Genomic DNA, 24,481 nt, shown 5'->3' with positions numbered 1-24,481 from the left:
AGCCCCTCAAAGGGGCCGCCAAGTGCGCCGCCTGAAGGCGGCCGTCACATGCCCAACTTCAGTTGGTCGTAATGCTCGTCTTCCTTCTCTTGGTGCCGGATGTAGGCCCGAACCATCTCCTCGTCCAGCCCGACCGTTGAAACAAAGTACCCTCTGGCCCAGAAATTCTCACCCCCGAAGTTCCGGCTCCGCCCATTGAACCGACGCGCAATCAAGATCGCGCTCTTCCCCTTGATGTAACCCACCACGTTTGCCACCGAGTATTTCGGTGGAATGCTGATACACATGTGAATGTGGTCGCTCATCAGGTGTCCTTCCAGAATCCTGCACTCCTTCTGACCAGCCAACTCATGCAGCACCTCACCGAGGTGCTTGCGAATCGCACCGAAGATCAGTTTCTTCCTCTTCTTCGGGATGAACACCACGTGATACTTGCAGTCCCATTTGGTGTGACTCAGGCTCTGATAATCTTGCATCGGAAACTCCTATCTCTTGGTCGAGACAGAAGCTTCTAGGTCACCGTGTCACACGGTCAAACCTCGTGAGTCCCCCGGCAAAGCCGGGGGATTACCGGGTTTATTTACAGTGGGTAGGCCGGTGCTTCACCCTTGACGGTGAGCCATTGCCATTGCGTGAATTCTTCCCAGTTGGCAGCGCCGCCGATGCTGGTGCCATTGCCTGATGCGCCCACACCGCCGAACGGATTGATGACCTCGTCGTTAACCGTCTGGTCATTGATGTGCAGCAGGCCTACACGCAGTTGCTCACCGAGCTTGAGTGCGCGACCAACATCCCGGGACAGTACGGCAGCAGACAAGCCGTATGCCGTATCGTTGGCCAGAGCAACGGCCTCTTCGTCGGTATCGAAAGGCACAACTACGGCCACAGGGCCAAAAATTTCTTCGTTGAAGGCCGGATTGTCGCGGGTAACGCCTCCGAGCACGGTCGGTTCGAAAAACAGCCCTTCATAACCACCACCTGCTTCCAGCGTCGCACCGGCTTGTTGCGCGGCTTGCACTACGCGGTGAGCGTGATCACGCTGCTGGGCGTTGATCAGCGGGCCCAGGTGTACTTCGCTGGTGGCTGGGTCGCCGACCGTCAGGCTCTTGGCCTTGGCCACTAGGCGCTCAAGGAAGCGGTCATAGATTGCACGTTGTACCAGCAGGCGACCTGTGGACATGCAAATTTGTCCCTGGTGCAGGTAAACGCCCCACGTGGCGTTGGCCAGGGCCAAGTCGAGATCGGCGTCATCAAGCACGATCAATGAGTTTTTACCGCCCAGTTCCAACGAAACTTTTTTCAAATGACGACCTGCAGCTTCACCAACCTTGCGCCCGGCACCGGTCGAACCGGTGAACTGGATCATCGCCACATGCGGATCACTGGTCAGCGCAGCACCCGCATCGACACCGCCAGGCAAAACGTGCAGCAAGCCAGCAGGCAACCCCGCCAGTTCGAACAACCGGGCAATCACGAAACCGCCACATACCGCCGTGCGTGGATCTGGTTTGAGTACGACGGCGTTACCTGTTGCCAGCGCCGGAGCAACCGCCCGAATGGCCAGATACAGCGGGAAGTTGAAGGGCGAGATCACTCCCACCACACCCAGTGGACGGCGGCGAGCAAGGCTCAGACGGCCAGGTACCGAAGGCAACACTTCACCTTGACTACGCGAGGGCAGACCAGCGCTTTCGTGCAGGACTTTGATGCTGATACTGGTTTCGAATGCGGCCTTGGCACGGGTCGAACCGCTTTCACGCACCAGCCAGTCGACGATGGCCTCGAAGTGTTGTTCGGCGATTTTCGCGGCTTTACGGAACAACGCCGCGCGCTCGTCGTAAGGCTGCTGGTGCCAAGAGGTCTGTGCGGCGCTGGCGGTTTTGGCCGAAGCAGCCACTCGCGCGGCATCGGCATTGGCGACGTAGCCCAAGAGGTTGCCGGTGGCGGGTTCGAGTACTTGCGTGGCTGCGATGGGGCCAGCCTCCCAAGTCCCGGTGAACAGGCGATCGTTCCAGAGTTCGGCAGGTAAAAAAATGGCAGGCAAGGACGTGCTACTCATCGGGTATATCCCTCTTTTTTTGATCTTGTGATTTGGGGGCCAGCCGTCATTGGCTGCGATGAAAAACATATAGCAGAGGTCGTGCCAGCTTTCTGGTAGCTACAGACAGTGGTATTTACAGTGTTCTTCGCTGTGTTCGAAGTGGAGTTGTTCAGTTACTGGACAATGCGTGGGGTGGACGGTGGTCAGTATCTGGACATTGTGATGCAAGAGACGGAGACGCAGTCATGACCCCCTGCGCTTCCAGCTCGGCGATGCGCGCTTGAAGCTGCTCGGGGGGGGCTCGGTATTGGTCATGTCGTGGGGGTTCCTTTCTGTTCATTTCGTTAGTGGCGGGTCTGATAGGGAAGCGTCGCTTGCACCTTCAACCCAAGCCCCTCCTGCAATCCCCAAGATAAAGCTAGATGATGGGGTTTGGGGAGCAACGGAACCAACCAACGTAAGGCTTAGTTAGAGTCGCCGTTGCCGAAAACAAAGTCTGGATAACCTGACAGAGCGCTTAGCGTACAAAAATTTCCGTTTTCTCTATTCGCCCCAACTGGAAGTTGAGGGGATTTCCCTGGCCGCGCGTCCTTCCCCACCAGGCATCCCCGACACCCAGCCCACCCGCGCCCGGAGGCCTCAAGTGATGCCGGGGCTGGTCGTTGCGCGCTGGAGTAGCTGGAGGGCCAAGGCCTGGAGTTGCTCGACCTCGTTCGCGGCCAGCTCGCCGAAGAGGTGATGGGCGAGCTCGGTCTCGATGGCCATGAAACGTTGCACCTCGCTGGCACCAGCGGCCGTCACGCTCATGCGCAGGAGCCGACCGTCCCGGGTGACCGCTTTGGAGGAGGCCGTTCCAAAAGAAGTATGTCTGGAGCCAGTCTGAAGCCGTTACACGACTGCGCGGCCTGGCCGTCCGCTTCTGGCCGCCTGCCGCCGACCGCGGTCTGGCTCGAAAGCAGTCTGTCAACGCGCCGTTTCATTGTTGCCATGATCATATCTTAATCGCGCACAGGCGGCCACAGGCGGGCAGTATGAACCAGCGTCAGTATCCACACCGTTTCGCCGTCGATCTGATACACCAGGCGATAGCTTTCGTGCGGGATCAACTCGCGGGTCCCGGGAATCTTTCCCGGCTTGCCCAGCATGGGGTGCTGGATCAAGCGGGCGGCCGCGTCGCTGAAAATCTCATCCATCCGGGCCGCCGCGCGCGGATTGTCGGCTGCGATGTAGTCCCACACATCGGCACGGTCTTGCTGCGCTTCGGGCGTCCAAACAACCCTCACGCCTGGCTCGCCACACTGGCACGCCGTGCGGCGAATTCGGCCTCAACTTCATCGTTCGACCGCCCCAATCCAGCGCGCATCGAAGCCCGGCCGGCTTCGACCTTGCGGCGCAGGAACTCGTCGTACTCGCGCGACTCGCGCTGGCGCTGAACGAACTCGCGCATCAGCTCGCGCAGCACTTGCGACGCCGGGCGATGGGCCGCCTCGGCTTCGGCCATAAACTCGGCGCGCAACTCAGGCTCCAGCTTCATCGTGAAAACGGCTTGTTTTGACATGATCGGGGCCTCCTGCCACTTGATACTAACAAAGTATATACGCCGTCATTACTAAGCGCTATTCACAGAACGCTGCAAGGCGGGCGTGCGCTAGGCCAAGGCCTGTCGGAAAACATTTGTTTTTCGACAGGCCTTCAACGGTCCTCTGCACCAACCTCCGAGTGGCCGCAAAATTGTGCGGAAAACTCTGTCGCCAGACGCTACCATACGGAAACCTCGTCTTAATGGTTTTCCGCTTATGTTGGTAGGTTACATGCGCGTGTCGTCGGACTCCGACCGCCAGAGCACGAACTTGCAGCGCGATGCGCTGCTCGCCGTCGGCGTCGATGCGCGGCATCTGTTCGAGGATCATGCTTCCGGCGCGAAGGACGACCGCGCGGGCCTGGCGCGGGCGCTCGAATTCGTTCGCCCTGGCGACGTGTTGGTCGTGTGGAAGCTCGACCGGCTCGGCCGTTCGTTGTCGCACTTGCTCGCCATCGTGACCTCGCTCAAGAAAAAGCAGGTGGCGTTCCGCTCGCTGACGGAGAACCTGGATACCACGACGCCCTCGGGCGAGTTTCTGTTCCAGGTGTTCGGCGCGCTCGCGCAGTACGAACGCGCCTTGATCCAGGAACGTGTCGTCGCCGGTCTGGCTGCCGCCCGCAAACGCGGCCGGATCGGCGGCCGGCCGCAGGCGATCACCGGCGAGAAGCTGGAGGCCATCGTCGCTGCGCTCGATGGCGGCATGTCCAAGGCGGCGGTGTGCCGCAACTTCGGCGTCAAGCGAACCACGCTGATCGAGACCCTGGCACGGGTTGGTTGGACGGGCTCTCGTGGAGCGTCATCGCGATGACGACCAAGAGCGAACGATTGACCGTCCTGTCGGACGCCGAGCAGGAAGCCCTGTACGGCCTGCCGGACTTCGACGACGCCCAGCGGCTGGAATACTTGGCGTTGACTGAAACCGAACTGGCGCTCGCCAGCAGCCGGCCTGGTCTCCATGCCCAGGTCTATTGCATCTTGCAGATCGGTTACTTCAAGGCCAAGCATGCCTTCTTCCGCTTCGACTGGAGTGAGGTCGAGCACGATTGCGCCTTCGTGCTGAGCCGCTACTTCCACGGCGAGTCCTTCGAGCACAAGCCAATCTCCAAGCACGAGCACTACACCCAGCGCGAGTGGATTGCCGATCTGTTCGGCTACCGGCCGTGGGCGGCCGAGTTCCTGGCGCAGCTCGCGCAGCAGGCCGCGCAGACCGTGCGGCGCGACGTGATGCCGGGGTTCATCGCCGCCGAGCTGATCGTCTGGCTAAACGAGCACAAGATCATCCGGCCCGGCTATACCACCCTGCAAGAGCTGGTGAGCGAAGCCCTGTCCGCCGAGCGTCGGCGGCTGGCTGGCCTGCTGTCGGAAGTGTTGGACGAATCGGCCAAGGCCGCGCTGGGTCGGCTTCTAGTGCGTGACGACACCCTGTCGCAATTGGCGGCGCTCAAGCAGGACGCCAAGGACTTTGGCTGGCGTCAGATGGCCCGCGAACGCGAAAAGCGCGCCACGCTGGAGCCGCTGCACCGGATCGCCAAGGCGCTGCTGCCCAAGCTCGGCGTCTCGCAGCAGAATCTGCTGTACTACGCCAGCCTGGCGAACTTCTACACCGTCCACGATCTACGCAACCTGAAGGCCGATCAGACCTACCTCTACCTGCTTTGCTATGCCTGGGTGCGCTACCGGCAGCTTTCCGACAACCTGGTCGATGCGATGGCCTACCACATGAAGCAGTTGGAGGACGAAAGCAGTGCGGGCGCAAAGCAATCCTTTGTCGCCGAGCAGGTGCGCCGTCAGCAAGACACACCGCAGGTCGGCCGCCTGCTGTCGCTTTACATCGACGACAGCGTGCCCGATCCCACGCCGTTCGGCGATGTGCGCCAGCGCGCCTACAAAATCATGCCCCGCGATACGCTGCAAACCACCGCGCAGCGCATGAGCGTGAAGCCGGTGAGCAAGCTGGCTTTGCACTGGCAGGCGGTGGACGGCCTGGCTGAGCGCATCCGCCGCCATCTTCGGCCGCTGTATGTCGCGCTCGACCTCGCTGGCACTGATCCGGGCAGCCCGTGGCTCGTGGCGCTGGCCTGGGCCAAGGACGTGTTCGCCAAACAGCAGCGCCTATCGCAACGGCCGCTCGCCGAATGTCCAGCGGCCACGCTGCCGAAACGCTTGCGACCGTACCTGCTGACCTTCGATGCCGATGGCAAGCCGACGGACCTGCATGCCGACCGCTACGAGTTCTGGCTGTACCGCCAGGTCAGGAAGCGCTTCCAGTCGGGTGAACTCTACCTCGACGACAGCTTGCAGCACCGGCATTTTTCCGACGAGCTGGTTTCGCTGGATGAGAAGGCCGCCGTGCTGGCGCAGATCGACATCCCGTTCCTGCGGCAGCCACTCGATGCCCAGCTCGATGCGCTCGCGACCGAGCTGCGCGCTCAGTGGCTGGCCTTCAACCGCGAGCTGAAGCAGGGCAAGCTGACGCACCTAGAATACGACAAGGACACGCAGAAGCTGACATGGCGCAAGCCCAAGGGCGAGAACCAGAAGGCGCGCGAGAAGGCGTTCTACGAGCAACTGCCGTTCTGCGACGTGGCCGACGTGTTCCGCTTCGTCAACGGCCAGTGCCAGTTCCTGTCGGCGCTGACGCCTTTGCAGCCGCGCTATGCGAAGAAGGTCGCCGACGCCGACAGCCTGATGGCGGTCATCATCGCGCAGGCGATGAACCACGGCAACCAGGTCATGGCACGCACCAGCGACATCCCGTACCACGTGCTGGAGAGCGCCTACCAACAGTACCTGCGCCACGCAACGCTGCACGCGGCCAACGACTGCATCAGCAACGCCATCGCCGCGCTGCCGATCTTCCCGTACTACTCGTTCGACCTCGATGCACTGTACGGTGCCGTCGATGGTCAGAAATTCGGCGTCGAGCGGCCGACCGTGAAAGCGCGCCACTCGCGCAAATACTTTGGGCGCGGCAAGGGCGTGGTCGCCTACACGCTGCTGTGCAACCACGTGCCGCTCAACGGCTACCTGATCGGCGCGCACGATTACGAGGCCCATCACGTGTTCGACATCTGGTATCGCAACACGTCGGACATCGTGCCGACCGCGATCACCGGCGACATGCACAGCGTCAACAAGGCCAACTTCGCTATCCTGCACTGGTTCGGCCTGCGTTTCGAGCCGCGCTTCACCGACCTTGGCGATCAGTTGAAGGAACTCTACAGTGCCGACGATCCGGCGCTGTACGATCAGTGCCTGATCCGGCCGGCCGGGAGAATCGACCGCGATCTCATAGTCAGCGAGAAGCCGAACCTCGACCAGATTGTCGCCACGCTCGGACTGAAGGAGATGACGCAGGGCACGCTGATCCGCAAGCTATGCACCTACACCGCGCCGAACCCCACGCGGCGCGCGGTGTTCGAGTTCGACAAGCTCATCCGCAGCATCTACACGCTGCGCTACCTGCGCGATCCGCAACTGGAGCGCAACGTTCACCGCTCACAGAACCGCATCGAGTCCTATCACCAGCTACGCTCAACCATCGCCCAGGTCGGCGGCAAGAAGGAATTGACCGGGCGCACCGACATCGAAATTGAGATCAGCAACCAGTGCGCCAGGCTGATCGCCAACGCGGTCATCTTCTACAACTCGGCCATCCTCTCGCGGCTGCTGATGAAGTACGAGGCGAGCGGCAACGCCAAGGCGCACGCTCTCCTGACCCAGATATCGCCGGCGGCCTGGCGGCACATCCTGCTGAACGGGCATTACACCTTCCAGAGCGACGGCAAGATGATCGACCTGGATGCGCTCGTGGCGGGGCTGGAGCTGGGATGACGGAAATTTCGGCGGTTCTGGCTTAGAACCCCAATTGGGAACACGACTCATATCGCTGGACTAAAGGGTTCAAGGCAACGCGGTTTGTTAACCGTGTAGCCTGGCTAGACCAAGTTCTTTACGCGACGGGCCACTTCAATCGCCCGCCCCACCCTGGTGTCAGTGATGGTCGAACACTGCGCCATCCTTGGCGGACTAACGTCCGGTGATCGTCGCAACGCCTGAGCTATGAGGAGTTCGAGATTTCGCTACATCACTAATGAACAGCAAGGAATGGCTACGCCGAGGCCTGCAAGGCCACGGATGCGCCGTGGCGGGGCGAGCCAGCGCAGGGTGTTCCTGCTCGTGAAGCACTGGATCAATTTCTCGTCGTGCAGAAGATACCGTCACGCTGTTTGTAGGCCAGCTTCAACCGGGACCCCAGGCCCTCGTACTGCAGCTCGTAGTCATGCTCTTTCAGGATTTCGATGGGTTTCTGGCTGACCTGTTCGGTCACCCACACATAGACCTGGGTGATGGGCAGATCCCCCAGGGCGGCTGCGAGGAAGTACGAGGAGAGGATGTCTTCGGCTTCGGGGCCAAGTAGGCATCGGGTTTGGACCCGGGGGTCCGGGATCCGACAGCGAAGTGCTGGGTGAGATTGTAGGCCTTTTCTTCGTCTGTGACGTAGGAGAGGGGGTTTCCACCACCAGTCCAGTTCCTCTGGGCGATGTTCTGCGAATTCATTCGACCTTCCCACTTTTTTCATACCAGCGGGTGTCGGTGTCGTTCAGGCCGTCGGTCTTCTCGATGGAGGTCAGCCCGATTTGGACGGGGATCCCCGGGCGGCCGCCGACCTTGATGAGGAACTTCCCCCGGTCCGGGGTTCGACGTCGAGACCGCGTGAGTCCCACGCGGGCGGGTCCTGCCAGGAGATGAGTTTCTGCTGCTCCTGGCGGGAGAGGAGAATCGCAGAGGTCAGCAGCGGCATCTCCGAGGCCGGCAGGCCACCGCAGATCACCATGCCGGAACGCTCCACGAAGCCGCGGGCCTTCATCCGGTCCTCTTCTGCCGGCAGGGCCCAGCAGGTCGGACATGGTGTGGGAAATCATGATCTGCCCGACGCCCACTGACCGGTTCAAACGGGTCAGGGCGTCCACCCGGTCAACCATGCCCTTACCGGAACGCAGCGCCCGCCACAGCTCATCCAGGACCACGAAGTAGTTCCGGCGCGGTTCCAGTCCTGCGTCGGCCAGGGCGTTGGCGACGTCGACCGTGCCGAAGCCGTAGGACCAGCACGGCGGCCTGCGGGTCAGTCTCGGTCTCGTCGATGCTGGAGACATCGAGACCACGGCGCCGTCACGCTTCACGGGGTTGGTGGTCTGCCAGGAAAAGAACTCTCCCAGCTTCCCGCCCCCGGTCTGCCCATCAGGGTTGCTTCCAACGCCCGGGTCTCCTGCAGGTAGACAGTCATGTCGCCACGGTCCAGTGCGACCTGGCGTAGCTCATCCGGTGCGGACACAATGACGTCCAGAGGTCCTTTAGGACCGGGTTGCCCTCGAAACGGTCATCGAGGCTGGCCGCAACTGGCGCCAACGAAGCCCAGATCCGAGGTCGTGCTGCTGCAGACCGCAGTGAGCGAACACACCCAGCGCAGCGCTCATCATGGGTAAAGCAGCAGCCAGGGCCAATAGGACCCGCACGAGCGCAGCCTTGGGTGCAAAACGAGGCAAGAGCGGACCCAGCCGTTAGTCGAGAGCCGAGGGGGAGCAGCCAAATGGATAGGTGCTGGCCCCCGGACACCGGGCTGCGCAGTCCGCCTATGCGGTGCTGAGTTGGCGGAATGAGCTTCCGTGAAAAACAAGCGGGGAGGCTTCAGGGTTCCCAAGCAATTCATGGACCTGGAGTACAACAATGACGTGGTCGCCTGCAGGGAATGTCTGATAGATGGAACAGTCAAGCCACGCCGCGGCATTTTCAAGCAGCACCGCGCCATCTTCTGTTGCAGTCCAGGCGAGCCCAGCAAAACGGTCACCCACCTTTGCCGCGATCTGGCGGCATGCCTTGACATGCTCATCGGCCAAGATGCTGACGCCAAGCCGGGTGGAGTTGGCCAGTTTCGGCCACGTCGTCGAATTGTCTTGAACGCACACCGAGACCAAAGGCGGGTCCAAAGACACGGAGGTAAAGGAACTTGCGATGATGGCGTCTGGCGCACCATCGATAATTGATCCGATGGCTGTAACTCCGCTTGGGAAGCAGCCGTAGGCACTTCGTAGTGCTAGCGGGTCGGGGCCGACAGGCTGAAGCTCAATTGTTGTCATCTCAACTCCTGGTTGCATGTAGGGCGCCAACCCTTGCGGCCGGGGCCGCGGCGCCATGTGGGACCGGTTCTTCTGGGGCAGTGGCCTGATGTCCCAATTCGATCAAGGGTGACGATATGATGTGCACCACTCTGGACCCATCTGCTTAGTGTGTCAAGTTTTCGTTGTCCGCAAAAAAATGTCACTTAGCGTGGTTGATCAATCAAAGTATGTCAATAGACCAGCCGATTTTCGCGTGGCCCGGAGTCCGGGCAATGAGGAAGTGCGACGTAAACCTCAGAAGGTATTGCGTCAAATTCAAAACGCACGTATACTTTGTGACACACGAACTGCTGCCCACTGCAGATCATGGTCACGTATCGTTCCATCCTTAGATTTGGATCTCCAGCGAACATTGCTGACGAGAAGGAGCGTGAGTGACCTCTGGTCTTGTCCTTCAGCGCTTCGCCAATCGTCGTTGGATGACTCCAGGATGCGGTTCGTCGTATTGCAAGATTCATGGAATAAGCATCAAAGGAGAAGCATGTCCACTGAATTGTCAGTCAAAGAATTGTCAGTCAAAGATGAGAACTTCGTTCGGCTCAAGGAGCAGTACCCCGAACTGGAAACTGACGAAAATGGGATGACCCATCGTGAACGCTTCTTGCGTCGGCGTTTGTCTATCGGGCTCTTCCTCCCGACAATGAGCGGAGGCGGCAGCGGGCACTACCCCAGCGCCTTGGATCTTTACGCCCCTACTTGGGACTACAACCTAGAGTGCGCGGCCCGTGTGGACGAACTCGGTTGGGATTTCATATTTCCCGTTGGGCGATGGCGCGGGGATGGAGGGGACACTCACTTCCAGGACTTCCAGCTAGATGTCGTCTCGCTTACCTCGGGCCTAGCAGCGCGGACCAAGCGATGCATGGTTTTCACCACGTGGCACGTTTTATATGGATATCACCCTATGCACGTAGCGAAGATTGGGGCTGGAATCGACCATGTCAGCGGTGGACGTTGGGGCCTGAACGTAGTGGCTGGATTTAAGCCCAGCGAAGTCAAGATGTTCGGCCTTCCATTTGTTGACCGCGAGGAACGCTACGAGATGGCAGACGAATTCGTTTCGATGGTGAAACAGTTGTGGGACACCGAGGCCCCAATCGACTTGGACGGCAAGTACTACCGTGGAGAGGATTGCATCGTGCTGCCCGGGCCCGTGCAGGATCCCCGACCTTTGATCATCAATGCAGGACAGTCAAGTGAAGGTTTCGCGTTTGCCACCCGGCATGCGGACGTAGTGTTCATCCAGGGCGGCAGTGGGAGTAAGAGCGACGACGTCCAGGCCGTCGGGGAAGTGGTGCAGCGTGTCCGGGCGGTTGCGGCGGAGAAGGGCCGCACCCTTAAGGTGCTGCTGCCGGTCGTCCTTCTTGCCCGGGACACCGAAGAGGAAGCTTTGGAGTTGCGACAGAGAATTCTTGATCACGCCGACTACGAAGCTGCCCAGAACATGCTAAATGTCCTTACGTCGGGCAGCGCCTTATGGGCGGCTCATACTCTCGAACCCGTGGTTCTCGGACTGGGTGGGTTTAAGCTCATCGGGACGCCCGAGAAGGTCGCGGACACGCTTGAACAGTTGAGCAATGTAGGGGTAGACGGTGTCCAGATCATCCTCTTCGACTACAAGAATGACATCGAGTACTTTGCGAAGCGTATTCAGCCCCTGCTCGATGAACGCGGCCTGCGCGATGTGATTTAGGTTGTGCCCCATCGCCAAACTATGATCAGGAAACATTCGGGCCGATCACCACGGTGGTCCGGGTTTCCGGTGTTGAAGAGGCAGTCCAGGTGGCCAACGACACCGAATACGGTCTTGCGGCCGCAGTATTCGGGGCCGACAGCACGCGGGCATTGCAGGTTGCCATGCGCATCCAAGCCGGGCACGTCCACGTTAACGGGGCGACCGTCCAGAACGAGGCTCAGGCGCCATACGGGGGCATGAAAAACAGTGGCTATGGCCGTTTCGACGGCCGGGCAGTCATCAACGAGTTCACCGAGTTGAAATGGATCACTGTCGAACAATCTGACCAGCCATACCCGTTCTAATTGGAGGGACCTAATGCGGCCACTTTTCTGAGCAATCTCAACGCGAAACTTCCGAAATAGGAATGGGAGTGCGCCTCCTCCTGCTGGCCGAGGAACCGCACTGCCACCAGTTCCATGCCGATGCTCTCTCGCTCTTCTGGTTACGGACTGGAAGCGAAACGGCTGGTCACCAGGCCAAGACTTGGCTTCAAACGGTCGTTGCAACACCCAGAATTTTTGGGAGTTGCAACGACCGTGTCGTCTTTGAACGAACCGGCCGGTGGAGGAAGGAAGTACCCGCCCGGGCGAAAGGAACCTCAATGCTTCCGTCAAGCCGCCTGAGCGGTAAGGCTACGCATTGGTTCCGGGTAGATGGTGTGGTCGCGGAACATGGCTCAGAGAACGTTCATACGACGTAGGGCGAGTGCGGTCAAGGCCTATTCGTGGGATTTTTCTTCGCTACGTCAGGAAAGTCAATGAAATCAACGATCTACCAACACCACCTCCGCGCCAGTGCTAGCTTTTCGTACCGTCACTTATTGCACTGAAAACGAGGAGACCCCGGGCAAGAACACCAATGTGTACCTGGGCTCAGCCGAACTCTCGGCCATCTGCTCCAAGCTGGGCCGTATTCCCAGCAAGGAAGAATATCTGGCCGACGTGGGCGTCATTAACCAGAGCAGCGACAAGATCTACCAGTACCTGAACTTCGACCAGATCGAAGAATATGTGGAGAACGCCAAGGAAGCGACTGCCTGAGCGGCGATGGCTCCCTGAAACAACAAACGGCCCTTCGGGGCCGTTTTGCTGCGTAGCCTGGCTGAGGAGAAGTCTGCAGAATGCTGTGTATTTACACAGTATTTATGCCAGCCACCTCCAAGCCCAAGCTCTACAACCCGCGCCACCCCGAGCGCACGCTGCTCTACCAAACGGTGGCCGAGCATTACGAGACCTGGCTTGATCTGGCCAGCGCCGGCCAGTTCGACGGCCAGGGCGACCACCGCAGCCCCAAGCCCTATGTGCGCCAAGCGTTTGCCAAGTACCTGGAATGCGGCATCTTTGCCCACGGCTTTGCCCGTGCCCGCTGCGACGACTGCGGACACGACTTTCTGGTGGCCTTTTCCTGCAAAGGCCGGGGCGTCTGCCCCTCGTGCACCACGCGGCGCATGGCCGAGACAGCGGCACACCTCACCGACCACGTCTTCCCCCGCCTGCCAGTGCGCCAGTGGGTGCTGTCGGTTCCCAAGCGGCTGCGCTACTTTATGCAACGCGACAGCGTGGTGCTGGGCATGGTGTTGCGCATCTTCTTGCGCGTCATTGAGCAAACCCTGCAAGCCAACAGCCCATGCGCAGCGCATGCGAACAAGGCCGCCCTGCACATCGGTGCAGTCGCCTTCATTCACCGCTTTGGCTCCAGCCTGAACGAGCATGTGCATTTCCATGTGTGCGTGGTCGATGGCATGTTTGAGGCGGTGGCAGGGGAGGCGAGTGAGCAGGGCACCCGCACCACAGCGATCAGCGTCATGTTTCACCCGGCTATCGGCATCGACCCCGAAGCGGTGACCCAAGCCCAGGCCAGTTTGCGTCGGCGCATCCTGCGCGCCTTTGTGGGCCGGGGCCTGCTCGAAGGCTTCGAGGCCCAGGAGATGCTGGGGTACAAACACAGTGGGTTTTCGGTAGACACCAGCGTGTGCATAGCAGCACAAGACCGAGCGGGCCTGGAGCGCCTGCTGCGCTACTGCGCACGGCCCCCGTTTGCGCTGGATAGGCTGCGCAAAGCGGGCAGTGAGCTCATTTACCGCTGCGCCAAGCAGCACAGCGAGCCTGGCAGTGACCGGCGCGACCAACGCAAGGCAAAGCGAGGTGTTCGGGCCGACGAACTGCACCTCACGCCGCTCGAACTCATCGACCGCCTTGCCGCGCTGGTGCCGCCACCGCGTGCGCACCGCCACCGGTACTACGGCGTGCTGGCGCCCAATTCACCCCTGCGGGCTGCGGCGGTTGCACTGGGCGCAGGCCAAACCGCAGGCGCGGGCACGGGCACGGCACAGCCCGAGCCAGGCGGTGTGACCGCAGCGGTGGATGCCATGGGAGTGGCCACGGTCGGTGGTCCCAGCCAGCCCGAGCCCACCCAGCCAGCTCTGCCCAAACGCTCAGCTCACATTCTGTGGGCGGTGCTGATCGCCCGCATCTACGAGGTGTTGCCGCTGTTGTGCCCGCTCTGCGGTGGCCAGATGCGCATCATCGCTTTCATCACCTACAGTGCCGACCTCCGGCACATCCTGGAGCACATCGGGGTGGAGACAGAGCCGCCTCGCATCGCGCCAGCACGCGGGCCGCCGCTGTGGGATGGGTGCGATGTGCCGATGGGCGATGGTGTCGAGGTTGAGCCAGATTGGGGCGAGGCGGCCCAACCGGCGCCGGACTTTGAGGTCGATCAGCGCGTCAGTTGGTAAGGGAAGGCAGCAGCGGTTTGGCCGCGCGGCAGGGCTGCGTCTGTCACTGCCAAAAAATGTGCAAACCGAAAAATCTCGGGCTACTGGCGCTGATCAAGCGCTCAGGCAGGCTCAGCCTGAAGGCCTGTGATGCCCAAAACCTGGGCCATAATCGTCCTCCTGTGGTTGGATTTCCTATCCGCAACCATCCACCCCCTGATGGCCACCCAAATTCCCCCGTCTATGGCCACCTCAAACTCCCCCACCTGAACTGATCGGGGATAGGGGTTTAACGCCGGCGTCGTCGGCACCTGTTGGCAGGACATTGATCCAGTCTTCCCCGAGGGAAGGCCAAGGAGTGAATGTCTTGAAGTCCAACCAACGCGCCACCATAGAGACACTGCTGGAGCGCAACACATCGCAACGCGAGATCGCCCGCATCACGGGCATCGACCGCAAGACGGTCAGGAGCTACCACCAGCGCTGGCTGGAGCAACTGCAGTCAAATTCCCCCGGGGTGGCCACCGGCTCGGCAGGTCAAATTCCCCCACCCTGGCCACCGGCTCCTGGGCCGGTGGCCACCTCCCTGTGCGAACCCTGGCGCGAGTTCATCGAAGCCCAGCTGCGGCTGAAGCGAAACGCCACGGCCATCTACCAGGACCTGGTCGACCAGCACGGCTTTGATGGCCAGTACAACTCGGTCAAACGCTTCTGTGCAAAGTTGCGGCACAAGGAGCCCGAGCAGTTCGATCGCCTGTCCTTCCTGCCCGGCGAGGAGATGCAGGTGGACTACGGCGAGGGCGCGCCCACCCGCGTGCCCGGCAGCGACCGGTACCGCAAGCCCCGCCTGTTCGTGGCCACCTTGCGGTATTCCCGTGCCAGTTTCCGGTGCGTGGTCTGGAAGTCCAGCCAGCAGATCTGGGCCGAGCTGCACGAGCGGGCCCTGCGGTACTTCGGGGGCTGCCCCCAGTACGTGGTGCTGGACAATCTGAAGGAAGGCGTCCTCAAGCCCGACCTGTACGAGCCCGATCTCAACCCGGTGTACGCCGCCGCCCTGGCGCACTACGGCGTGGTGGCCGACCCGGCGCGGGTGCGAGACCCCAACCGCAAGGGCACGGTGGAGCATGCCATCGGCCATACCCAGGCCACGGCCTTGAAGGGCCGGCGCTTTGAGTCCATCGAGGCCCAGAACGAGTTCCTGGCGCACTGGGAGAAGAGCTGGGCATCCAAGCGCATCCACGGCACCGAGCGACGCCAGGTGCAGGCCATGTTCGAGGAAGAGCGCAGCCACCTCAAACCCCTGCCAGTGCTGGGAATGCAGTATTTCGACGAGGCGGTGCGCACCGTCTGCGACGACAGCTGTGTGCGGGTGGATCACAGCAGCTACGCCGCTCGCCCGGCGAACATCGGCTCCAAGGTGTTGGTGCGCATCTACGCCCAGCGCATCGAGATTCGTGACATGCACACCCGTGCCTTGCTGCGCACCCACGCCAAGGCCGAGCGTCCCGGCACGGTGATTCTGCCCATGGAGGAGCGGGTGTTCAATCCGTCTCGCGAGACCCGCCTGATCCTGCGTCAGGCCGGCGAGATTGGTGAGCACGCCAGCCGGCTGTGTGAGCTGCTCTTTGCCATCGAGGGTCGTGTCGGGCAGCGCAAGCTCTGGGGCATTGTGGGACTCATGCGCCGTTACCCGGCGCACTGCATCAATGCCGCCTGCGCCCAGGCCCTGGAGCAAGGGGTCTACAGCTACAAGCGCGTGCTGGCGCTGACCGAAGCCCTCTTTGCCCAGGCGATGGCGGCCATCGAGGCTACCTGCGGCGAAGCACCCGCCGCCGGTGCCCACGCGCTGACGCAGCAGCATGAGCTCATCCGAGACGCTGAGGAGTACAGCGATCTCTTCGCGCTCGCCGCCGCCACGGCAAACACCACCACCACCACCACCACCACCACCAACAACACCACCAACGCACCGGGAGTTCAGCCATGAACATGATCGAGATCGAACGCGCGCTGCGCGAGCTGCGCCTGTCCGGCATCGCCGAGACCCTGTCCACCCGCGTGATGCAGGCCCAGGCCGCCCAGCAGCCTTTCCTGGAGACCTTCGCCGCCATGCTGCAAGACGAGCTGGACCGCCGGCGCTCTCGCCTGACCGAGCGCCGCTTCAAGCGCTCGGGTCTGGATGAGCGCCCCTCGCTGGCTGACTTCGACTGGCGTTTCAACCCGAAGCTGCCGCGCAGCGCCTGCTTCGAGTTGCACACCCTGAAGTTCATCGGCGAGGGGGCCAACGCGCTGATCATCGGCAAGCCGGGCACCGGCAAGAGCCATGTGGCCAAGGCCGTGGCCTACCAGGCCACGCTGCAGGGCTATGACGTGCGTTACCTGGAAGCCGACACCGAGTTCGCCCGTTACGCGCTGGCCACTACGGCAGAGCGCACCGAGCTGCTCAAGGACTGGGTCGCGCCGGACCTGCTCGTCCTCGATGACCTGTTCCTGGCCAGACGCATCAGCGAGCATGCCGCTGAAGTCCTACAGGCCATCGTGCACCAGCGCTACAAGCTGCGCCGCGCTGTTCTCATCACGTCCAACCGCGTGGTGCAGGACTGGGGCAAATACCTCGGCGACGCCACCATGGCCAGCACCATCCTGGATCGCCTCATGCACCGCTGCGCGATGCTGGAGTTCGAGGGCAAGAGCTACCGCCTCAAGGAGGCCGCTGCACGCATCGCCATCACACCCGAGTCGTCATAATCCGACCGTCCTGCCTGGGGGAATTTGGGGTGGCCAAGGGTGGGGGAATTTGACCTGGCCATCGGGGCCCACCACAACAACAACTGGAGACACACCATGCCATTGCATTTCCCCCGCCGGCTGACCAGCCTCGCCGCCACCGTCGCGACTTTGACGCTGGGATGGATCGGACCGGCCCAGGCCACCGAGGGCGGCGGCACCACTGCCGCTGCGGGCACCGAGGGCTTTCTGGCCGGTGCCCTGCCGCCACCGGGCACTTACGGACTGCTCTACGCCAACCACTACCAGGCCGACCGCTTCAACGACGGCCAAGGCAACTCGGCGATCCCAGGCTTCAAAGTGCGCGCCGACGTGCTGGTGGGCCGCGTAGTGCACATGACCGGCACCACGTTGCTGGGTGGCCAGCTGGGCTTCTACGGCGTGCTGCCGCTGGTGAAACTGAAGGTGCAGGCCGCAGGGGCCAGTGACAGCAGAACCGGTTTTGGCGATATCGAGGCCGCGTCGCTGCTGGCCTGGCATGGCCCGCAGTGGCACACCGCCGCAGCGCTGGCGGTGGTGCTGCCCACCGGGTCCTACAGCGCCACCCGCATGGCCAACCCAGGCAACAACATCACCACCCTGCGCCCGGTGGTGGTGGCCTCCTACCTGACGGAATCGGGGCTGGACCTGTCCACCAAGCTCACCTACAGCATCAACCGGAAAAACAGCGACACCGATTACAAATCCGGTCAGTACCTGCACGCCGACTTCAATGCCGGCATGCGCGTGGCACCGGCATGGCAGGTGGGTCTGCAGGGCTACCTCATCCACCAGACCACCGATGACCGGCAAAACGGCATCACGGCGGGACCAGACGGCAACCGCACACGCGTGCTCGCACTGGGCCCGGCGCTGCGCTGGCAGACCTCGCCCGCCGCTCCGTCGGTGGAGCTGCGCTGGCTCAAGGAGATCCGTGCGCGCAACCACACCAAGGGCGACGCCCTGTGGCTCAAGGCGGTATGGGCACTGTGAGGCGCGTGCGGCACTGACGCGAGGGGGGCTTTCTTGCCATGCATGCTCCAACCCATGGTTGACATCACCCCCTCCACAGTGCCGGCCGACGCCGGCGGCTAGCCTCAATGTCGGGAGCCAGTCTTGACGCACCGCATGGGTATCGGCTCTCACGTAAGTCTGCCCTTGTACCCGATTCAGTAACGCTCAGAAGTAGAAACGTCCGGCTCACCGTCTGGATCTCCTCTGAACGAAACGGTGGCCTTGGTCGCGCCAATAAGCACTGAGCGCTCCCCAATCAAACAGCCCAAGCAAAAGCGCGCAAAGGCGAAATCGCCGAAGAGGCGGAAGCCCTGAACAGACTGCTTCCCTATGCTGCGTCGAAACTGGCCGAATGTGGCCATGGTCACACTGTCGCTCTAAGCGCCCATAGCGTCTCGCCTTGTGTAGCCAAGCGCCGGCTGCACCCGTGAGCAACAGCTCTTACGCTTTTTGGTTCTGCGCCATCGAAATGAAACGATTGATCCGATCACCAAGGCGCGGCTTCACACCTTCCTGGCAGACAAGCTGGGGGTGGCGTTTCCAAATGCAGCGCAAGAGGGGCAAGAGCCAGATAAAGCAGATCGGCTCTTTGAATCCGCAACTCGGTGGCTCCTGGAGCAGACACGTGACACCAGCAAGCACAGCCTGCTGTTCACGGAGAACATCTCTTACGGGTTCCGACGGAACATGCTGGGTATGCGATGGATCGGTCTGACATCGGCCGTTCTGGCTGCAACCTGGCTAGTGCTGGACAAAGTCGTAGCCCTGCCGACAACGTGGGCCGACCTTTGGGGTCTGCTTGTCACGATGCCGACTGGACATCGACTCGGTGTGATGGTCTGCGCAGTAGCCGCTGCCTTGTGGATTCTTGGAGTGTCCAGAGATCGCGTTCGCGCTGCAGCGTTCGCGTACGCCGAGCGGCTGATCGCGGCTTGCGAAGTGCTCTCGGACCGCCAGCCAGCTGCTGGCGTCTCGGGATCAGAGGCAACCAAGTAGCGCCTCAAGCCCGCCGGCGCAGGTTAGAACCTCCATCCCGCGACCGGGTGAGACTATCAGTGTGACTTCGTGGCGGCTGCCAGTTGCACTCTAGGCCTCGTCACGGTCGCGTTCGATGGTGCCCTTAGGTCAGCCCGACAGGAAATATTCCAAGCCCGACAGACTCTATTCCTGCAGATCAACGCCGCCCCCAGCGCGCTCCGGTCATTCGACCGTCACGCTCTTGGCCAGGTTGCGCGGTTTGTCCACGTCCGTTCCCCGCGCACAGGCCGTGTGATACGCCAGCAGCTGTAGCGGCACCACGTGCAGCAGCGGGCTGAGGTGGCCGTAGTGTTCGGGCATGCGGATGACGTGGATGCCCTCACTGCTTTCGATGTGGGTGTCGGCATCGGCCAGCACATACAGCACGCCGCCGCGCGCGCGCACTTCCTGCATGTTGCTCTTGAGCTTTTCCAGCAGCGCGTCGTTGGGCGCCACGGTGACCACCGGCATGGCGCTGGTCACCAGGGCCAGGGGGCCGTGCTTGAGCTCGCCGGCCGGGTAGGCCTCGGCGTGGATGTAGCTGATTTCCTTGAGCTTGAGGGCGCCTTCGAGCGCGATGGGGTAATGCAACCCACGGCCCAGGAACAAAGCGTTTTCCATGCGCGCAAAGTCTTCGGCCCAGCTGATAACCTGGGGTTCCAGCGCCAGCACGGCCTGCAGGGCCACGGGCAGGTGGCGCATAGCCTTGAGGTGGGCGGCTTCCTGCTCTTCGCTCAGGCGGCCTTTGGATTGGGCCAGCGCGAGCGTCAGCAAAAACAGGCCTGCCAGTTGCGTGGTGAAGGCCTTGGTGCTGGCCACGCCGATCTCGACACCCGCGCGGGTGATGTAGGCCAGCTTGCATTCGCGCACCATGGCGCTGGTGGCCACGTTGCAGATGGTCAGCGTGTGTTGCATGCCCAGGCTTTGCGCGTGGCGCAGTGCAGCCAGGGTGTCGGCGGTTTCGCCCGACTGGCTGATGGTGACCACCAGGGTGCGCGGATTGGGCACGCTGGTGCGGTAGCGGTATTCGCTGGCCACTTCCACCTGGGTGGGAATGCCGGCGATTTCCTCCAGCCAGTATTTGGCCGCGCAACCGCTGTAGTAGCTGGTGCCGCAGGCCAGGATGAGCACGCTGTCAATTTCCTTGAAGACGCGCCAGGCGGCGGCGCCCGGCTCACCATGCAGGCCAGCGCCGTCAAACAGCTCGGGCACGATGCCCGCGACGCCTTCAAGCGTGTCGGCAATGGCGCGCGGCTGCTCGAAGATTTCCTTTTGCATGTAGTGGCGATAGGGCCCCAGCTCGGCCGCTCCGCTGTGCGCCTGCACGGTGCGCACGGGGCGTTGCGCCGGCGTCAACGCCGTGCCGTCTTTGCCCACGATCCAGTAGCGGCCCAGTTGCAGGTCCACCAGGTCGCCCTCTTCCAGGTACACGATCTGGTCAGTGACGCCGGCCAGGGCCATAGCGTCGCTGGCCAGGAAATGCTCGCGGGTCGCCGAGGCCCCTTCGGTCGCCTCCTTGCCCACACCCAGGATCAGCGGCGAGCCCGCACGCGCGCCCACCACGCGATGGGGTTCGTCCTTGTGGATCACGGCAATGGCGTAGGCGCCATGCAGCTCGGCGATGGCGGCCCGCACGGCGTCGAACAGGTCGCCGCTGTAATGGCTGTCCACCAGGTGCGCAATGACTTCGGTGTCGGTCTGGCTCACAAACACATAGCCGCGCGCCTGCAGGGTGGCACGCAGCTCTTCGTGGTTTTCGATGATGCCGTTGTGCACCAGGGCGACGCGGCCCGGCCGCGCCGGGTCGCTTTCGGCTTGCGGGCCTGTAGCGGCGTCGCTGCCCGTGCCGTGGCTGAAATGGGGGTGGGCGTTGTGCACCGCCGGCGCACCGTGCGTGGCCCAGCGGGTGTGGGCAATGCCGGTGGCGCCTTCCAGGTGGTCGGCCTGCACCTGCGCCAGCAACTCGGCCACGCGCGCCGTGCTGCGGGCGCGCCGCAGTCCACCGTCCGGCGTGCCATGGGGCGCCGCGTTCAGGCTGGATGTGTGCACGGCCACGCCGCACGAGTCATAGCCCCGGTATTCGAGCCGCTGCAGGCCCTGGACGAGGATGGGAACGATGTTGCGCGTGGAGACTGCGCCGACGATGCCGCACATGGTGGTTGCCTCAGTTGGAAAGAGATGGGCCGATGGTAGACAGCATCGAGAAAAATATTCGATTGATATTTGGTTGTATTTGAACTTTAATTTCATGCATCGCAACGAATGAAATTTACGTTCATTTTTAATTGATATATGGAACAAATATCACTCGACGCCACCGACCTGCAACTGCTCAACCTCCTGCAAACCGACGCCGCGCAGAGCAACCAGTCGCTCGCGCAGCAGGTGCATGTGTCGCCGCCCACCTGCCTGCGGCGGGTCAAGCGCCTGCACGATGCCGGGCTGATCGAGCGCCAGGTTGCCCTGCTGCAACCCGACCGGCTGGCGGCGCTGCAGGGCCACGGGCTGTCGGCCATGGTGGAGGTGACGCTGGACCGCCAGGGCGGCGAATGGCTGGATGCGTTCGAAGCCCGCGCCGTGGCCGACGACTGCGTGCAACAGTGCTGGCGCGTGTCGCCGGGGCCGGATTTCATGCTGGTGGTGCACACGCGCGACATGCCGGGCTACCTGGCGCTGTCGCAGCGCCTGTTCACGGGCGATGCCAATGTGCGCAATGTCAAAGCCTTTTTTGCCACCCGCCGTGCAAAATTTGAAACAAAAATACCGCTAGCGCTTACCTGACAAGCGGTTGCAGCTATCTTTTTTGACGCTCCAAGGGTGCATGGCGCCTGCGGCAAGCGCCCCCGGATTGCCATGGCGCCAGCCCGGCGCATACAGTAGCCCCAGCAGCTGCCCCGTGCAGCCCCACCGCGAAGGAAACGCCGCATGGAATTCAAGGACTATTACCAGGTGCTGGGTGTCAGCAAAACGGCCACTGCCGATGACATCAAGAAGGCCTACCGCAAGCTGGCGCGCAAATACCACCCCGACGTGAGCAAGGAAGCCGACGCCGCAGCCCGCATGGCCGAGGTGAACGAGGCCAACGCCGTGCTCTCCGATCCCGAAAAGCGCGAAGCCTACGACGCGCTGGGCCGCCAGGCGCCACACCGCCCGGGGCAGGATTTCCGACCGCCACCCAACTGGGACGCCGGCTTCGAGTTCTCCGACGGGGCCGGCACCGCCGGTGGGCCCGACGGCGAATTCAGTGACTTCTTCGAGCAGCTTTTTGGCCGCCATGCGCGCGCCCAGCGTGCCCAAAGCCAATACCGTGAAGCGCCACGGGATGCCGAATGGGGTGGGACACCGCAGCCATCGCGCGGCAACGACCACCACGCCAGGATCGAGCTCGATCTGCTGGACGCCTACCAGGGCGCCGAGCGCAGCCTGACGCTGCGTGGTGCCCGGCTCGACGACGCGGGCCGCATGGTGCACGAACAACGCAACCTGCAGGTCAAGATACCGAAGGGTGTGCGCGAAGGGCAGCTCATCCGCCTGACGGGCCAGGGCAGCCCCGGCACGGGCGGCGCCCCTGCGGGCGACCTGTTCCTGGAGGTGCAATTCAAACCCGACCCCCGCTGGCGCGCCATCGACCGCGATGTCTACCAACCCGTGGCCGTGGCCCCCTGGGAGGCCGAACTGGGCGCCGTCATCGAGGTGCACACCCCCGCCGGCGCCCTGGAGGTGACCGTGCCAGCACACTGGAAATCCGCGCGCAAGCTGCGCCTGAAGGGCCGGGGCATTCCCGCCGCCACGCCAGGAGACCTGTACTTGGAACTGAGCGTCGCCCTGCCGCCGGCCCACAGCGACGCCGAGCGCGCCGCCTACACCGCGATAGCCAAGGCCTTTCCCCGCTTCGACCCGCGCGCCACCCAGGGAGCCTGACCATGACAACTGCCCACAACACCCCCAACGTGCAGCCGGGCGAACTGCTGGACGACACCGCCCTGTTTTCCCTGGAGGACCTGGCACGCATCTGCCACGTGGCGCCGGGCTGGGTCAGCGAACGGCTGGAGGCCGGTCTGCTGCAGGCCGACAGCCTGGGCGGCCACTGGCGCTTTGCCAGCGCCACCGTGGTGCGCGCGCGCCGGCTGGCCCAGCTGGAAACCACCTTCGACGCCGACCCCCAGCTCGCCGCCCTCACGGCCGACCTGATCGAAGAAGTGGCACACCTGCGCCAGCGCCTGCAACACCTGGAAGCCGCCATGGGCCACGGACCACGGCCTGGGTGACATTCCCGATGAAAGCCCCGGTGACATTTTTTGCTGGCGCTGGCGGGGCGCCACCTGTAGGATTTGGTAACAACCAACCCCTTGCACGCTCCCAGCACATCGCGTCCCCGCGGCGTCTGCCTGACTGATCCACCATGCCCGATCCCAAGCGCCAACTCCCCCGTCGGGTCTATCCCTTGCGTGTGCTGGGCATGGGTCTGGGCGCAGTGGTGGTGAGCGTGGTGCTGTGGGAGCGCAACGCCAGCGTGGTAGCCTGGCTGTACATGGCGCTGATCAAAAAGACCGGTGGGGCATCTTCCATGCGCAGCCCTTTGTGCTCAATGAGCGCCAGGCGGGCGTGGCCATTGAAGGTGTCATCCGCCAAGAAAAGCTGGAGACCAGCCAGCTTGCTGTGGATACCCATGGCTACACCGACTTTGCCATGTCACATGCCCGTTTGCTTGGTTTTGATCTTTGCCCGCGGTTGAAGGAACTCAAACAGCGCCACCTCTTTGTGCCACGCGGCACCAAAGTGCCCGCAGAAATCGCTGCGGTGTGCGAAGCCAATGTCGACGTCGCTTTGATCGAAAAGCATTGGGATAGTCTGGTGCACCTGGCAGCCTCGGTCATGAGCGGACATGCCAGTGCGGTGGCAGCTCTTGCGCGGTTCGGTTCTGCCGCCCAGGGCGATCCAATCTATGAGGCTGGCGTGCAATTGGGGCGGTTGCTGCGTACGGCGTTTTTGGCTGACTACTTTGTCAAGGACGCTTTCAGGAACGAGTTGCGCCGGGTGCTCAATCGGGGCGAGGCTGTTAACGCCCTCAAGCGCGCCATTTATACCGGCCGGATCAGCCCGGCGCAGGCCAAACGTGTCGATGAAATGCAGGCTGTGGCCGATGCGTTGAGCCTGATGGCCAACATCGTGATGGCGTGGAATACCTCACAGATGCAGGCGGTCCTGGATCGCTGGTCGAACCGCCGCCAGGTCATTCCACCGGAACTGATCGGGAAGATTGCGCCCACCAGGCTGGAGAGCATCAACTTGCGGGGTGTGTTTCGCTTCCCGGTTGACCGCTATGCTGACCAAATCCTGCCTTCGCGGCCAAATGCATCGATAACTGGCACCAATGGATGAAACCGACCACGGTTTGACGCCACGAATCGCAGATTTGAAAGTGAAC

The 24,481-nt window shown here is 62.4% G+C and carries 19 protein-coding genes and 3 pseudogenes; 13 read left to right on the top strand and 9 right to left on the bottom strand.

The window, feature by feature from the left end; translation table 11 throughout:
- Nucleotides 1–44 precede the first annotated feature (44 nt).
- From tnpA to CCX87_RS20545, 5 genes are all read right to left on the bottom strand, one after another.
- Nucleotides 45–476, bottom strand: coding sequence for an IS200/IS605 family transposase (gene tnpA / locus CCX87_RS20560; RefSeq protein ID WP_087748628.1), 432 nt, complete (start codon nucleotides 474–476; stop codon nucleotides 45–47).
- A 104-nt stretch (nucleotides 477–580) separates the two neighbouring features.
- On the bottom strand, nucleotides 581–2,059 hold the full coding sequence (locus tag CCX87_RS20555) for a benzaldehyde dehydrogenase (protein WP_021018595.1): 1,479 nt from the start codon (nucleotides 2,057–2,059) through the stop codon (nucleotides 581–583).
- A gap of 621 nt (nucleotides 2,060–2,680) precedes the next feature.
- Entirely contained in the window at nucleotides 2,681–2,842 is a 162-nt protein-coding gene (locus CCX87_RS21025; protein ID WP_157667161.1) for a hypothetical protein, read from the bottom strand.
- A 197-nt stretch (nucleotides 2,843–3,039) separates the two neighbouring features.
- Nucleotides 3,040–3,324, bottom strand: coding sequence for a type II toxin-antitoxin system RelE/ParE family toxin (locus CCX87_RS20550; protein WP_011342942.1), 285 nt, complete (start codon nucleotides 3,322–3,324; stop codon nucleotides 3,040–3,042).
- The gene (locus CCX87_RS20545) at nucleotides 3,321–3,599 is read right to left on the bottom strand and encodes a hypothetical protein (protein ID WP_011342941.1); all 279 of its coding nucleotides are present in this window, start codon (nucleotides 3,597–3,599) and stop codon (nucleotides 3,321–3,323) included. Before CCX87_RS20545 ends, CCX87_RS20550 begins: the two co-directional genes overlap by 4 nt.
- 238 nt (nucleotides 3,600–3,837) lie before the next feature.
- On the opposite strand from CCX87_RS20545, the gene CCX87_RS20540 reads away from it, so the two are divergent.
- Both CCX87_RS20540 and CCX87_RS20535 read left to right on the top strand, forming a co-directional pair.
- Nucleotides 3,838–4,431: a recombinase family protein gene (locus CCX87_RS20540; RefSeq protein WP_012435588.1), complete on the top strand. Its 594-nt coding sequence runs from the start codon at nucleotides 3,838–3,840 to the stop codon at nucleotides 4,429–4,431.
- Entirely contained in the window at nucleotides 4,428–7,457 is a 3,030-nt protein-coding gene (locus CCX87_RS20535; protein ID WP_012077404.1) for a Tn3 family transposase, read from the top strand. Before CCX87_RS20540 ends, CCX87_RS20535 begins: the two co-directional genes overlap by 4 nt.
- A gap of 358 nt (nucleotides 7,458–7,815) precedes the next feature.
- Here CCX87_RS20535 and CCX87_RS21180 read toward each other — a convergent pair whose 3' ends face one another.
- The 3 genes and pseudogenes from CCX87_RS21180 to CCX87_RS20520 form a co-directional block, all read right to left on the bottom strand.
- Nucleotides 7,816–7,953: a hypothetical protein gene (locus tag CCX87_RS21180; RefSeq protein ID WP_198314825.1), complete on the bottom strand. Its 138-nt coding sequence runs from the start codon at nucleotides 7,951–7,953 to the stop codon at nucleotides 7,816–7,818.
- A 226-nt stretch (nucleotides 7,954–8,179) separates the two neighbouring features.
- Nucleotides 8,180–9,011, bottom strand: a pseudogene (locus tag CCX87_RS20525) (hypothetical protein); the annotation flags it as partial.
- Nucleotides 9,012–9,256: 245 nt separating this feature from the next.
- Complete coding sequence (locus CCX87_RS20520; protein WP_087748631.1) at nucleotides 9,257–9,760, bottom strand: flavin reductase family protein; 504 nt, start codon at nucleotides 9,758–9,760, stop codon at nucleotides 9,257–9,259.
- Nucleotides 9,761–10,283: 523 nt separating this feature from the next.
- Here CCX87_RS20520 and CCX87_RS20515 point away from each other — a divergent pair.
- From CCX87_RS20515 to CCX87_RS20480, 7 genes and pseudogenes are all read left to right on the top strand, one after another.
- Nucleotides 10,284–11,495 carry an LLM class flavin-dependent oxidoreductase gene (locus CCX87_RS20515; RefSeq protein WP_157667160.1) on the top strand — a complete coding sequence of 404 codons (1,212 nt, stop codon included), beginning with the start codon at nucleotides 10,284–10,286 and terminating at the stop codon, nucleotides 11,493–11,495.
- Nucleotides 11,496–11,515: 20 nt separating this feature from the next.
- Nucleotides 11,516–11,842 (top strand): annotated as a pseudogene (locus CCX87_RS20510) (aldehyde dehydrogenase family protein); the annotation flags it as partial.
- A gap of 543 nt (nucleotides 11,843–12,385) precedes the next feature.
- Nucleotides 12,386–12,580, top strand: a pseudogene (locus CCX87_RS20505) (hypothetical protein); the annotation flags it as partial.
- 104 nt (nucleotides 12,581–12,684) lie between these two features.
- Complete coding sequence (locus tag CCX87_RS20500) at nucleotides 12,685–14,277, top strand: transposase (protein ID WP_020229221.1); 1,593 nt, start codon at nucleotides 12,685–12,687, stop codon at nucleotides 14,275–14,277.
- Between the two features lie 337 nt (nucleotides 14,278–14,614).
- The gene (gene istA / locus CCX87_RS20490; protein ID WP_087744503.1) at nucleotides 14,615–16,243 is read left to right on the top strand and encodes an IS21 family transposase; all 1,629 of its coding nucleotides are present in this window, start codon (nucleotides 14,615–14,617) and stop codon (nucleotides 16,241–16,243) included.
- Nucleotides 16,240–17,004, top strand: coding sequence for an IS21-like element helper ATPase IstB (gene istB, locus CCX87_RS20485; RefSeq protein ID WP_056269326.1), 765 nt, complete (start codon nucleotides 16,240–16,242; stop codon nucleotides 17,002–17,004). The genes istA and istB overlap by 4 nt, the downstream gene beginning before the upstream one ends.
- A gap of 96 nt (nucleotides 17,005–17,100) precedes the next feature.
- On the top strand, nucleotides 17,101–18,015 hold the full coding sequence (locus CCX87_RS20480) for a SphA family protein (RefSeq protein WP_087748625.1): 915 nt from the start codon (nucleotides 17,101–17,103) through the stop codon (nucleotides 18,013–18,015).
- A 1,221-nt stretch (nucleotides 18,016–19,236) separates the two neighbouring features.
- Here CCX87_RS20480 and glmS read toward each other — a convergent pair.
- Nucleotides 19,237–21,207 carry a glutamine--fructose-6-phosphate transaminase (isomerizing) gene (gene glmS / locus CCX87_RS20470; RefSeq protein WP_087748623.1) on the bottom strand — a complete coding sequence of 657 codons (1,971 nt, stop codon included), beginning with the start codon at nucleotides 21,205–21,207 and terminating at the stop codon, nucleotides 19,237–19,239.
- Nucleotides 21,208–21,345: 138 nt separating this feature from the next.
- Here glmS and CCX87_RS20465 point away from each other — a divergent pair, with 138 nt between their 5' ends.
- From CCX87_RS20465 to CCX87_RS20450, 4 genes are all read left to right on the top strand, one after another.
- Complete coding sequence (locus tag CCX87_RS20465; RefSeq protein ID WP_087748622.1) at nucleotides 21,346–21,834, top strand: Lrp/AsnC family transcriptional regulator; 489 nt, start codon at nucleotides 21,346–21,348, stop codon at nucleotides 21,832–21,834.
- Between the two features lie 144 nt (nucleotides 21,835–21,978).
- Nucleotides 21,979–22,974: a DnaJ C-terminal domain-containing protein gene (locus tag CCX87_RS20460; protein WP_087743781.1), complete on the top strand. Its 996-nt coding sequence runs from the start codon at nucleotides 21,979–21,981 to the stop codon at nucleotides 22,972–22,974.
- A gap of 2 nt (nucleotides 22,975–22,976) precedes the next feature.
- Nucleotides 22,977–23,321 (top strand): chaperone modulator CbpM, encoded by a 345-nt coding sequence (locus CCX87_RS20455; RefSeq protein ID WP_086913329.1) that lies wholly within the window; start codon nucleotides 22,977–22,979, stop codon nucleotides 23,319–23,321.
- 313 nt (nucleotides 23,322–23,634) lie between these two features.
- Complete coding sequence (locus CCX87_RS20450) at nucleotides 23,635–24,435, top strand: Tn3 family transposase (protein WP_012478212.1); 801 nt, start codon at nucleotides 23,635–23,637, stop codon at nucleotides 24,433–24,435.
- Nucleotides 24,436–24,481: the final 46 nt, after the last annotated feature.

Origin of the sequence: Acidovorax sp. T1, assembly GCF_002176815.1 — a bacterium.
Lineage (GTDB): Bacteria > Pseudomonadota > Gammaproteobacteria > Burkholderiales > Burkholderiaceae_C > Acidovorax.
The sequence above is the reverse complement of the archived record's forward strand: the minus strand, read 5'-3'. Positions and strand labels throughout refer to the sequence as shown.